This window comes from Ruegeria sp. BF6 (assembly GCF_056538665.1).
On the sequence record NZ_JBQFTN010000001.1, the window covers coordinates 1,387,113 to 1,398,655 of the forward strand.

Genomic DNA, 11,543 nt, shown 5'->3' on the forward strand with positions numbered 1-11,543 from the left:
GGGTCAGAATATGGACCGCAAACTCCTCCTTATCATTCTGGACGGCGTCCCGTGGCGCAACTTTCGCCGGTTGTTCGGCAACCTCGAAGGCTGGGTCGACAGTGGCGAGGCGCAGGTCTGGAAACTGCGTTCGGTGCTTCCGTCGACCTCGGCCAGTTGCTATGCCTCGATCCACACCGGCGTTACACCGCAGGAGCATGGCTGTACCGGCAATGGCAATGTCTTCCGCCTCAGCCATAAGGACGTTTTCAGCCAAGTGCGTGAGGCCAGCGGCGTGACCGGCGCGGTCACCCACAGCTATTGGTCGCAATTCTTCAACCGCCACCCGTTCGATTACGTCCGCGATGTCGAATATGACGAGCCCGACAGCAAGACCATCAACCACGGCCGGTTCCACTCCATGACGGGCTACGGCAATGCCAATCAGATGACGCCCTGTGATGTGGACCTGTTCGCGTCTCTGACCAACCTTTGCCTGCGTTTCGGTCTGGATTACGGCATCCTGCACACCTGCACACTGGACAGTATGGGGCACCGATTCCACCACGACTGTCCAGAGATGGACCACGCCTGTTTCGTTGCGGACGAAATGCTGGCCCCTTTCATCCCCCGCTGGCGGCAGTTGGGCTACGAGGTCATCGTCACCGCCGACCACGGCCAGGATGAGCGCGGCCACCACGGCGGACGCAGCCCGTTGCAGCAGGAAACCGCGCTGTATTACTTTGGCGATGCCAAAGGCCCCGAGGTGGACGCTGTGATCGACCAGCTACAGTTGGCCCCCACGATCTTGAACCGCATGGGCGCACCGATTGCCGAAACGATGAAGGCCGTGTCATTCCTGAAATAGGGGATCAGTCGTAGGGCCAAACCTCTTGGCCCAACGCTTCGATAGCGATCGAAATCCGTTCAAAACTGTCTGCGGCGCGCTTCACCGAGGTTCGCGCCCGCAGATAACCGTGCACGAGTCCGGGTTCGTTGATCCATTGTGCTCGTCCTCCAGCTGCTGTGATCTGCTCGCAATAGATCGGCCCGTCATCGCGTAACGGATCACAATCCGCCGTCACGACAATGGTCGGTGGCAAGTTCGAGAAATTCGTATCGCACAAGGGCGCAAAGGTCGGGTCATTGTGCGGAACCGTGCCGCCACAGCGTATCTTCTCGTAGAACTTGATTTCCTCAAGCGTCAATAGCGGGGCGTGCGCGTGTTCGATGTAAGACCCCGCTGATGTATCTCCGCCCAATCCGGGGTAAATCAGAACCTGGCCCAGCACATGCTCAAGCCGCCCGCGGCCATAATGTGCAACCGCAGCCGCAAGATTGCCCCCCGCGCTGTCTCCAGCCAGAACCAGAGGGTCTTCGAATTCCGCGACCACCCAGTTGACAGCGGTCCAGCTGTCCTCAAACTGCGCTGGATGCACATGCTCGGGGCAAAGGCGGTAGTCGACGGCAACAACCCGATAACCGGTCTGCGTGCAAATCTCGGCGCAGACGTCGTCGTGGCTGTCCAGCCCACCGACAACAAAACCGCCGCCATGAAAATAGACGACGGTTCGTGTTGGATCTCCGGCGGTATAAACCCGGACAGGCACGCCATCAGCGGACCCGTCCTGCACATCCAGACCCGGAGGCCGGGGTTGGCGAAATTCCTGACACATTTCGTTATAGACGCGGCGCTGATCTTCGATTTTTAGATCAACCGCGTTGTCAGGATAGCTTTCAGCCGTTCGCCTTATGAACGCCCAGGTTTCTTCATCGATCAGACGTTCATAATCCATTGTCCCTCCGCGGTCAGGTAGCCCATTCCCATGGCCGGGTGAAAGATCCCAGCACTTTCCCGACATCGTCGTCCGATGAACCGTTGGCGTCAAGCTGCGCGACAAGCCCGCGTTTCTTATCGTCGATCACCGAGACAACGCGCGCATCCAACTCGGCTTTTTCAAGCGCGCCGTTATAGATGCGGGTGATTGCCTGTTTGCGAAGCTCAGGCTTGAACACCTTTCCCACGGCGGTTTTCGGCAGCTCGTCCAGAATAGTCATGTGCTTGGGCTGTGCCGCGCGCTCATGGACATGCACGCTGCAATACTCCATCAGCTCCTTCTCGGTCACGCTGGCCCCGTCGACCAGTTCGACAAAAGCGCAAGGCACTTCGCCGGAATAGGCGTCGGGCTGGCCGATGGCCCCGGCAAAGGCGACGGCGTCGTGACCCAGCAGGGCCTCTTCGATCTCAGCCGGGTCGATGTTGTGTCCGCCACGGATGATCAGATCCTTGGCACGACCCGTAATCCACAGATAGCCATCCTCGTCAAACCGGCCCAGGTCACCGGTGCGCAGGTATTTGTCGAAATGATAGAGGTCCACATTCTTATCGACCTCGGTATAGGTGTTGCCCGCATAGACACCGGGATTCGAAATACAGATCTCACCAATCTCATCTGCATCGCATTCCTTGGGGCCGTCCGGCCCGTTTTGTAGGATTTTGACATCCGTATAGGGGAACGGAATCCCGATCGAGCCGATTTTCTTTTCCCCATCCACCGGGTTGCATGACACCAAACAGGTTGCCTCGGTCAGACCATAGCCTTCGACGATGGTCACGCCCGTGGCTTCTTCAAAGCGGCGGAACAGTTCGACGGGCAGCGGAGCCGAGCCCGAGAACGCTGTTTTCACGGTTGAGATATCCGCGTCCACCGGGCGCTGCATCTTGGCGGCAATAGCTGTGGGCACGGTGATGATGAAGGACACTTTCCAGCGTTCGATCAGCTTCCAGAAATTATCGAACACGCCGTCGCCGCGATACCCGGCAGGGGTCGGGAAGACCACATGCGCGCCCGACGACACCGCCGCCATCACGATCACATGGACGGCAAACACGTGGAACATGGGCAGCGGGCACATGATGACGTCTTCGTCCGAGAACAGCAGTGTATGACCAAGCCAGCCGTTATAGATCAGACCCGAATACTTGTGCTGCGCCACTTTGGGCATACCCGTGGTACCGCCGGTATGGAAGTAACAGGCAACACGGTCTTCCTTGCTGTCTTCGAAGGTCAGCGTCGTGGGTTGCTTGGCCAGTTCCTGATTGAAATTCTTATAATCCGCATGGGCCAGATGTTCCTTATCACCCATCTTGGGGCGCAGGAAAGGCACGAGCCAGGATTTCGGCGGTGTCAGATACCGGTTGAGGTCAATCTCAAGAATGGTATTGACCTTGGGTGCGTGTCGCACCGCCTCTTCGACCTTTTGCGCCACATCGGTCTTGGGGAAGGATTTCAGCGTCACCACCACCTTGGCGCCGGTCTCGCGCAGGATCGCGGCGATCTGTTCGGGTTCCAGTAGCGGGTTAATCGGGTTGACGATCCCGGCCACCGCGCCGCCCATCATGGTGATCAGCGTCTCGTTACAATTGGGCAGCACGTAAGCGACCACGTCCTTTTCGCCCACACCCAGCGACCGGAACAGATTGGCGGCCTGGTTGGCCTTGCCCAGCAGTTCGGACCATGTCAGCGTCTCGGCCTTGTCGGTCGGGCCGGACAAAAGCTGAAAACTGATCGCGTCGCTGTTGGGGAACTTGTCTGCTGTGCGCGACAGCAGCTGGTGGAAGGTGACCGGAACATCGCGGTCCTCCCACGACATTTCCTGCTCCATCCTCGCCTTGTCTTCCAAACCCACAAAGGCCATGTGGTTCCTCCCTTATCTCTCCCGTGTCCCGCACGGGTTTCGTATCCACGCCAAGATGGAAGCAAAACCGCGCAGGTTCAAGAAAGGCATTAGCTGTGAAGGCAGCAAAGAGGTAGAATGACGCTGCGGACTTAGCCGTTTTGCCCCAGCGTCACTTTATTCGGCAGCCAATCCGTCGGTGAATTGCAGGCGCGCCAGACGGGCATAGAGCCCATCCTGCGCCACAAGATCGTCATGGGTACCTTGTGCCACGATCTGGCCTGCCTCCATCACTACGATCCGGTCGGCCTTTTTCACCGTCGCCAACCGGTGTGCCACGATCAGCGTCGTACGGCCCGCGCGCATTTGATCTACGGCCCCCTGAACGGCACGTTCGCTTTCCGCATCCAGCGCCGAAGTTGCCTCATCCAGCAGCAGAACCGGCGCGTCGCGCAGGATCGCGCGGGCGATGGCAATACGCTGTTTCTGCCCGCCCGACAACATAACGCCGCGCTCACCGACGAAACTGTCATAGCCCTCGGGCAGCGCCGAGATGAAATCATGCGCAGCCGCGGCCCGGGCGGCGGCCTCGACCTCGGCATCCGAGGCATCCAGACGGCCAAAGCGGATGTTTTCGCGCGCTGAGGTGGCAAAGATGATCGGGTCCTGCGGCACCAGCGCCATATAGCGGCGGAAGTCGGCCCGGTCGATGTCTCGCAAATCGACGCCATCCAGCCTGACCTGCCCCGAGGCCGGGTCATAGAACCGTTGAATCATCTGGATGACGGTTGTCTTACCCGCCCCGGATGGGCCAACAAACGCTACAGTCTCACCCGGGTTGACCTGAAGCGTGAGATGCTCAAGCGCCACGACATCGGGGCGCGACGGATAGCGGAAAGTCACATCGTCAAATCGAATCTCGCCACGAACCGGCGACGGCAGCGCGGTCGGGTTGGCCGGGTCGTTGACCGTGTCCTGCGTATTCAGCAGCTCGACCAGACGCTCGGTCGCGCCGGCGGCGCGCTGCAACTCGCTCCAGATTTCCGACAGGGCTGCGACGGACCCCGCCATGATGATCGAGTAGATCACGAACTGGATCAGAACACCTTCGGTCATTACGCCGTTGCGAACGTCATTCGCACCCATCCACAGCACGCCGACGATGCCGGTGAACACCAGAAAAATTACGATGACCGTAAGAACCGCGCGGGTCTGAATTCGGCGCAGCGAGACAGTATAAGAGGTCTCGGTCATGTCATCGAACTGCTTGCGGCTGGCTTGCTCGTGGGTGAAGGCCTGCACCGTTTGCACCGCGCTCAGCGCCTCGCCCGCGTTGCCGGACGAGGCCGCGATCCAGTCCTGGTTTTCCCGACTGATCACGCGCAGACGCCGCCCCAGCAGCAGAATCGGCACCACCACAATCGGTATCAGCAACATCACCATGCCGGTCAGCTTGGCCGAAGTCAGCAACATCAGCACCAGACCGCCCAGGAACAACAGCACGTTCCGCAACGCGATAGAGACGGACGAGCCCAAAACCGACTGAATCAGGGTCGTGTCGGTGGTGATCCGGCTCAGAACCTCTCCTGTCATGATGCGTTCATAAAACTCGGGGCTCATGCCGATAACGCGATCGAACACCGCCTTGCGGATATCGGCCACCACGCGTTCCCCCAAACGGGTCACCAGCGCATAGCGCAAGCCTGTGCCTACGGCCAATACGGCGGCAATGCCCAGCGCCGCCAGAAAGTACCAATCCAGCAGTTCTCCATCTTCGATACGGAAATTATCGACCACGCGGCGCACGGCCAGCGGCAGCGTCAGCGTCATGCTGGCGGTCAACACCAGCGCCAGCGTCGCACCGATCATCAACAACCGGTATGGCCGCATGAACGGCCAGAGTGAAGCCAGAACGCCAATTCTCTTGGAGCCCGCGCGCTCTTCGCTGGCGCCCGGTGCGGATTGTTGTGCTGGACTGGCTGAGGCTCTTCTTGCCATGCTTGGCCCTTAACTCATGTTCGCGTTCGTTTGCCCGCTTCTTGGCGGCAGCGCACCGCCGGGTCAAGCTGCGCATCGCAAATTGATCCCTTCTCAGGGCCATTTGACGCAGAATTTCAGGGCTGACTTGGAGCGGGCGGCGGGAATCGAACCCGCTTCATCAGCTTGGAAGGCTGAGGTAATAGCCAGTATACGACGCCCGCTCAGCGCAGGTCGGTTTAAGCGATGCGCCTGACGCCGTCAAGCGCCGTTCGACGGTGGATTCCAATTTCTGTGCACAGCCTTGGCGAACCGTGAATAGTGGCCGTGCTACGCCTGCGCCGGAAGCCAGTCACATGTGTCGAGATCAGACGAAATCCGGATCATCGACTCATATTGCAGCGGCTGCGCAGCCGTTTGGCCGATCAGTGACGCCGGATAGGTCGTTGCAGCGACCAGCGCCTCCTGCAGTGGCACCCCCACCTGAGTAACGAGATTGCGGATGGCCGTAGTCAGGTGCAGATCGGCCCCGGCCAGTGTTCCGTCCCCAAGCGTCAACCGCCCATCTGTCCGCGCAATTCGGCGGCCTTCCAGTTCGAACGCGTTCTGATCCGTGCCCGCAACGGCCATCGCGTCGCTGACCAAAAAGATTTGACCTGGCGCGGTTTTAGCGGCCCACGCAGCGCGCATCACCTCGGGGTGAACATGGATACCGTCGGCGATCAGCCCCGCTGACAAGCCGCCATTGGCCAGCGCCGCACCGACCAGACCCGGTTCGCGGCTGCCCAGTTGGCTCATGGCATTGAACAGATGCGTCACACAGCGCGCACCTGCCATGGCATAACGCTGGCACGTCGCGAAATCTGCGTTGGTATGGCCCAACGACACCAGAACACCCGCATCGAATAAAACCTTTACCTGTTGCTCGGACACGGATTCGGGTGCGACGGTCACCATGAGGCACGGCAGTTCCCCCGCCGCCGCGATCAGAGCCGCCACGTCTGCATCCTCCATCGGGCGGATCAGCGCCCCGTCATGTGCTCCCTTACGCGCAGCAAACAGGTGCGGCCCCTCCAGGTGCAGCCCGGCCACGCCCGGAACATCCGAATGCACCGCCTCTATCGCGGCCTGGATGGCGGCCCTTGTCTTCTCGGGCGTGTCTGTAATCAGGGTAGGCAGCAAGGACGCCACACCCAACCGGCGATGCGCCTCGGCAATTCGTCGGATCGTGCCGACCGAGGGGTCGTCGTTGAACATCACCCCATCGCCGCCATTGACCTGCAGATCGACATACCCAGGGCATAGGATATCCCCGTTCAGATCAGTAACCTGCCCTTCGGATGTTGCCTGCTCCTCAGGCACTAGCGCGGCCAGCGCACCGTCGCGAAAAACAATCGCCTGGCCGAAATGCAGGCGCCCGCCATCAAACAGGGCCCCATTGCGAAATGTCACTGAACCTGAGGTCATACTTTCTCTGTCGCCTTTCTCAGATGGCGCGGCGCGTCAGGGTCGGTTCCACCGGCGCGGGCCACGGCCTCGACCATACCGTAAAAAGAGGTGATGGTGGCAATGGGATCCGTCAGCCAATGATCGGTTCGTGTGACTGGCAGGCTCTGAGAGCGTATCGCCTTGTCGGTTGACGCAAAAACCGCAGCCCCTTTGACCACCAGAGTATCTGCAGCATCGGCTGTAATCTGTTCTGCCGCATCTCATGCAGTGGAGACAATAGTGGGGAGCCCCTTTTCCGCGATCGAAACCGGCCCATGCAAGGCTTCGGCGACCGAATAACTTCCGGCTTGAATCTGGAAGGTTTTCTTGATTTTCAGCGCGGCCTAGTTGGACATCGCAAAGGACGGACCGCAGCCCAGCGTGAACAGCGACACACCCGTTATCGCCTCGGCCACCTCCGTCCAGTCACATGGCGCGGCCCGCGTCAAATGCCCCGGTATGGACTGGATCGCGCCGGACAATTCACTGTCGCCCCTGACCTCTGCCTGCAACCAAAGCCCAACCACCAAAGAGGTGACAATAGTCTTGGTCGCGGCCACGCTCAGTTCCGGCCCCGCGTGCACAGGCAGCACCGCATCGGTCATCCCGGCCAGGCGCGAGCTTTCGTCATTGGTGATGGCGACGATTACCCGCCCCCGGATTTCAAGAACCGTGTCATGCCTAAAAAACCCTTGCTTTGTCCCAACCGGGCACCGACAGGCACAACGCCCCTTGACCCGCAGACCCACACCCTAGATCGAGCTGACCGACGGCCCGACCGGGGCAGCGAGCAGGTTCAGCAGCAACTCGGCCTCACGCAGGCGATGGATGTGGAAAATCTGTTCACCGTCTTTCAGGCTCAACGCCTCAACTTCTTCGGGGGGGGGGGCGTAAAGACACCGCGCTCCTGCCACTACGAGGATGTAGCACACCTCGAATCGACATGCCCTCGGAAAAAGATGTCAGATGCGTCAGCGATTGCTCCACCCGCAGCGCGCGCTCACGAATGAACGAGCCCGAGCCCTGCCGCTACTCAGTCACGCCCTTCTGAACCAAGTCCTTTATCGCTTTGCGCACGGTAACCCGTGACAGATCGGTGATCTCTACCAGTTACCGTTCCGAGGGCAGCACGGCGTTCAGAGCCAGCACTCTGGTATCGAGCCCCTCTTGCAGCCGGAGACGCAACTGGACATAAAGCGGGCTTTTTCCGGGATTCCGCCACCGGCCGGGCAGATCGCCTCACCCGATTGCCAGCCCTGCCATTTCGCGGTTTCGGCGATGCAATCGGCCATGGCTTGCAAAACCTCTACGGCAACAGAGTTACCAGCCTGTGCGGAAGCTGAGATTGCGGTAGCAACCCCACCGATCTGCGCAGGCCTCGCAAACCCGGCGAAAGACAAGAGGCCCGCCGCACCACGCAGATCGGCCAACAGTTTCCGCGGCGGGGCAGTCATTTTCGACCCGCGCGCAGGTCAGGCCCTGCGTACCGCCTAAACGCCAGGCTAGGGCGGCACCGGCAACACCCGCAAGACCAGCAATGCGGGCCAGACGTACTGGTCGTCGATGTCAGCCCCGATCTGCCGGGACAAGGCATCAAGCCCGCCCCGAATATGCGCGAGCACCCTGTCAAAACTGGGTGAGACATTGGCGGCCCCGGCTTCAACACAACGGTTCATGTCATTGGCCTCACAAGCCACCCGGCAGCGCCTTCCGCCGCCATCAACCGCTAATTCCGCCCTATCTCAAGACTCGGCCAGAACAATACCATTACAACACCTTTTAAGACTAAGAATGCCCACACGCCCCGAAAGCCACAGTTTTTTTCCCGAAAATTGGCAAAAATAGTTCCAAAATTTCAAGGAGAAAGAAGAACCAGGACAGGTGGTGTCACATAGATATCTTATGGCGAACAAACGGGGGCACTTGATGCCCCCGCAATTGGGACACCTGCACCTTGACGAAAAACAGCTGACCTCATGCAATCTGGTCAGCGCATGGCGCGCGTTGACCGAGTCGCAGATCGCTGAGGCCACCACGTCCGTGACGCGTAGGGCTTGTCGCCCACGGATGCCTGTATGCGATTGCAAGTACCCGACGGGGTTTTGTCCGCCGTACTGGCACAAAATTGAAAACGACAAGCAAATCCAAAGGACAATGACACACTGAAGCCTTATGCTGGCCTCGCTGGACACAACCCAGATGACCACAATCGCATTTGCCAAGGACTTGACGTTGACCAACGGAAGCTGGCGCAACGATGACCTGACCCCGCGGCAGGACCAGATACTCCCCGCATTCGGAGCCAAACACCCCGGCATCTAGGATCAGTTCATCCCCTCGGCCCCGGCAGAATACAACGCCGTTCTGAACTCGAAACGCGACGCGGATTCGGTCGGCGACCTGATCACCTGCCGCCCGTTCTAAATCTTTCTGGCACTGTTTGGGGCGGCCACCTGATCGATCTGTTCGAGGTCGAGGCGATGAGCAATCTCTCGGACGTGGCGAAATTGGCGTGACAGACAGATGATGCGCAGTAAGTTTCTGCGATCCGATGGCCTCGGCGATCCACGGTTTCATCTGCCGGAATGCCCTCGCCGAAATCCACAATGAGGTTCCCAGCACCACTGAGGATGAGTTCTTTGCCGCACTTGACAAGATCACTGAGAACGGACCCCATCTCCACCGCCATCGGCCCGAACGAATGGAAGGGCGAGGCAAGCCGTCAGGTGCTGTTCACCGCTTAGCAAAATAATGACCGATAAGGACCGGGCTGCAATCTTTCCCGCCGGGTCGTGGCAAATCTTGGGCTTCAATACGAAGGCCGATTTCAGAATGGCGCATTCAAGCCGTTGATCCGCGATGCGGGTGTCACCTGTTGTTTCTCGGACAACACCGAAATCTGTATCGGCATGAACGAAGACACCAAGAAATTCAAAGCCGCTGAGATTTTTCCGACATGGCGTGCACGGCGCATGGTCGAAACATCCATTTGGCTGAACCGCAAGCCGGTCGTAGGGTATATCCTGCGCCACCATCCCTCGTGGATGCGCCTGATCGCCAAGGCATGCGATCTATGCAGACCCTGATATTCCGCCTGTACCGGAATCAACAATCCTCGAGTCCGGAGCGGGAATTGCGAAACGCGTTGATGCAAACCGCCTCGCCTGCCGCGGCCTGTAAAGTGCATTACGTGGACACGATGAACCAGATCACCGACGCGCGGCCCGTTCCAGATGGCCTTCGATAAAAGCTCGGTCGGTCGGTACGAGGCCAGAAGGTCCTTGGTGATGTCAGAGGCCGCATTTCTCGTGACAGGTATTGCCTGGACCAACGGTTCCGTTTCAATCACCGTTAGCAATAAGGGCGCATCGACCGATATCAACAGCCATACCAAGGTCGGCAGATTGCTGATCCACAAAACCGACAGAGACCGTACCATCGAAATACCCGATGAACCCGACCATCAGAAACTGAGTGACGCCGAGCAGGCCTGTTTTCTGCGCACCAATTCTGTAAACAACGACTTGACGCGCCATGGGAATGACACCGTCGAATCCCTCTCCATTTGTCTGGGCGGCGATGAAGGTACCCGCGCCGGTCAACCCGTTTCTCTACAAGTGTACAAATCATGCCCACTCTGGCCTGGACAAACGTGAAAAAAGCTTCGGCAATGTGCATGTCCTGAAGGACATTTTCCTGACGGTCGAGGACGGAAAACTTGTCGTCTTTGTCGGGCTGCGGCAAATCCAGCTTTTGTGTGTGAACGCGGATCGAATTTGCGAACCAGTACTGAGCATTGGATATCCCCATGATTTGTGTCACCCATGACCGAACCAAGTTAATGACGCTGGTCGTACTACAAGACGGGCGGGTGGCACAGGTCGGCACCTGACGGAGCTGTACAACAACTTCTCCAACCAGTTTGTTGCCGGTTTTCCGAGGTCTCTGTCGAGGAACTTCCTGCCCAAATGGCTGCTGAAAGGCTGAACACCATCGGCAGCCAACCCGAAGACTTGTTCCTGTTCGATGAAGGTCCGTTGGCTGTTTGCGTAAACCATGCCGAAAAACTGAGAAGAGACACAAACGTCATCACAAGGTTGCGGGACCATACAGCAACGGCACAACGGTTCGGTCAACTCGCAATCGCGGAAAGTCAGGAACTGAGATTCGGCATTTCGGCCGACAAGGCCTATCGAATCGCCCCGGAAGACCAACAACTGCGCCGAGAAGCGGCTACGCGCAAAGGTGATCTTTGTCCGATGCCCTCATCCACCATGCAGTGGGTGGGTTTTGGCTTGTTTTAAAACCTGAAAGAACCCCTTTCCCGATGACCCAAGCAGCGTCCTAACTAGTGCTGTCAACAACTTGTCACAAAGACGCACTACATCCGATTCAACACTTTTCATATGACCGCCAGGAGC

At 58.8% G+C, this 11,543-nt stretch carries 13 protein-coding genes and 1 tRNA gene; 4 read left to right on the forward strand and 10 right to left on the reverse strand.

Features of this window, described 5'->3' with window-relative positions:
* Positions 1 to 10 precede the first annotated feature (10 nt).
* Positions 11 to 847, forward strand: coding sequence for an alkaline phosphatase family protein (locus ACR0IM_RS07000; RefSeq protein WP_480681277.1), 837 nt, complete (start codon positions 11 to 13; stop codon positions 845 to 847).
* A 4-nt stretch (positions 848 to 851) separates the two neighbouring features.
* On the opposite strand, the gene ACR0IM_RS07005 is transcribed toward ACR0IM_RS07000, so the two are convergent.
* The 9 genes from ACR0IM_RS07005 to ACR0IM_RS07045 form a co-directional block, all read right to left on the reverse strand.
* Positions 852 to 1,775, reverse strand: coding sequence for an alpha/beta hydrolase (locus tag ACR0IM_RS07005; RefSeq protein WP_480590115.1), 924 nt, complete (start codon positions 1,773 to 1,775; stop codon positions 852 to 854).
* A gap of 13 nt (positions 1,776 to 1,788) precedes the next feature.
* Complete coding sequence (locus tag ACR0IM_RS07010; RefSeq protein ID WP_480681278.1) at positions 1,789 to 3,678, reverse strand: acyl-CoA synthetase; 1,890 nt, start codon at positions 3,676 to 3,678, stop codon at positions 1,789 to 1,791.
* A gap of 156 nt (positions 3,679 to 3,834) precedes the next feature.
* Entirely contained in the window at positions 3,835 to 5,655 is a 1,821-nt protein-coding gene (locus ACR0IM_RS07015) for an ABC transporter transmembrane domain-containing protein (protein WP_480681279.1), read from the reverse strand.
* A gap of 128 nt (positions 5,656 to 5,783) precedes the next feature.
* Positions 5,784 to 5,858, reverse strand: a tRNA-Gly gene (locus tag ACR0IM_RS07020).
* A gap of 106 nt (positions 5,859 to 5,964) precedes the next feature.
* Positions 5,965 to 7,101 carry an N-acetylglucosamine-6-phosphate deacetylase gene (nagA, locus tag ACR0IM_RS07025; RefSeq protein ID WP_480681280.1) on the reverse strand — a complete coding sequence of 379 codons (1,137 nt, stop codon included), beginning with the start codon at positions 7,099 to 7,101 and terminating at the stop codon, positions 5,965 to 5,967.
* Positions 7,098 to 7,301 carry a hypothetical protein gene (locus ACR0IM_RS07030; RefSeq protein ID WP_480681281.1) on the reverse strand — a complete coding sequence of 68 codons (204 nt, stop codon included), beginning with the start codon at positions 7,299 to 7,301 and terminating at the stop codon, positions 7,098 to 7,100. Before ACR0IM_RS07030 ends, nagA begins: the two co-directional genes overlap by 4 nt.
* 165 nt (positions 7,302 to 7,466) lie before the next feature.
* The gene (locus ACR0IM_RS07035) at positions 7,467 to 7,871 is read right to left on the reverse strand and encodes an SIS domain-containing protein (protein WP_480681283.1); all 405 of its coding nucleotides are present in this window, start codon (positions 7,869 to 7,871) and stop codon (positions 7,467 to 7,469) included.
* 387 nt (positions 7,872 to 8,258) lie between these two features.
* On the reverse strand, positions 8,259 to 8,576 hold the full coding sequence (locus tag ACR0IM_RS07040; RefSeq protein ID WP_480681285.1) for a hypothetical protein: 318 nt from the start codon (positions 8,574 to 8,576) through the stop codon (positions 8,259 to 8,261).
* Positions 8,577 to 8,624: 48 nt separating this feature from the next.
* On the reverse strand, positions 8,625 to 8,798 hold the full coding sequence (locus tag ACR0IM_RS07045; protein ID WP_480681286.1) for a hypothetical protein: 174 nt from the start codon (positions 8,796 to 8,798) through the stop codon (positions 8,625 to 8,627).
* A 523-nt stretch (positions 8,799 to 9,321) separates the two neighbouring features.
* Here ACR0IM_RS07045 and ACR0IM_RS07050 point away from each other — a divergent pair.
* The gene (locus ACR0IM_RS07050; RefSeq protein ID WP_480681288.1) at positions 9,322 to 9,444 is read left to right on the forward strand and encodes a hypothetical protein; all 123 of its coding nucleotides are present in this window, start codon (positions 9,322 to 9,324) and stop codon (positions 9,442 to 9,444) included.
* A 470-nt stretch (positions 9,445 to 9,914) separates the two neighbouring features.
* Positions 9,915 to 10,208 carry a hypothetical protein gene (locus tag ACR0IM_RS07055; protein WP_480681289.1) on the forward strand — a complete coding sequence of 98 codons (294 nt, stop codon included), beginning with the start codon at positions 9,915 to 9,917 and terminating at the stop codon, positions 10,206 to 10,208.
* 255 nt (positions 10,209 to 10,463) lie between these two features.
* Here the strand turns inward: ACR0IM_RS07055 and ACR0IM_RS07060 are convergent, their stop codons facing one another.
* Positions 10,464 to 10,724: a hypothetical protein gene (locus ACR0IM_RS07060; protein WP_480681290.1), complete on the reverse strand. Its 261-nt coding sequence runs from the start codon at positions 10,722 to 10,724 to the stop codon at positions 10,464 to 10,466.
* A gap of 366 nt (positions 10,725 to 11,090) precedes the next feature.
* Here ACR0IM_RS07060 and ACR0IM_RS07065 point away from each other — a divergent pair, with 366 nt between their 5' ends.
* Positions 11,091 to 11,426, forward strand: coding sequence for a hypothetical protein (locus ACR0IM_RS07065; RefSeq protein ID WP_480681292.1), 336 nt, complete (start codon positions 11,091 to 11,093; stop codon positions 11,424 to 11,426).
* Positions 11,427 to 11,543: the final 117 nt, after the last annotated feature.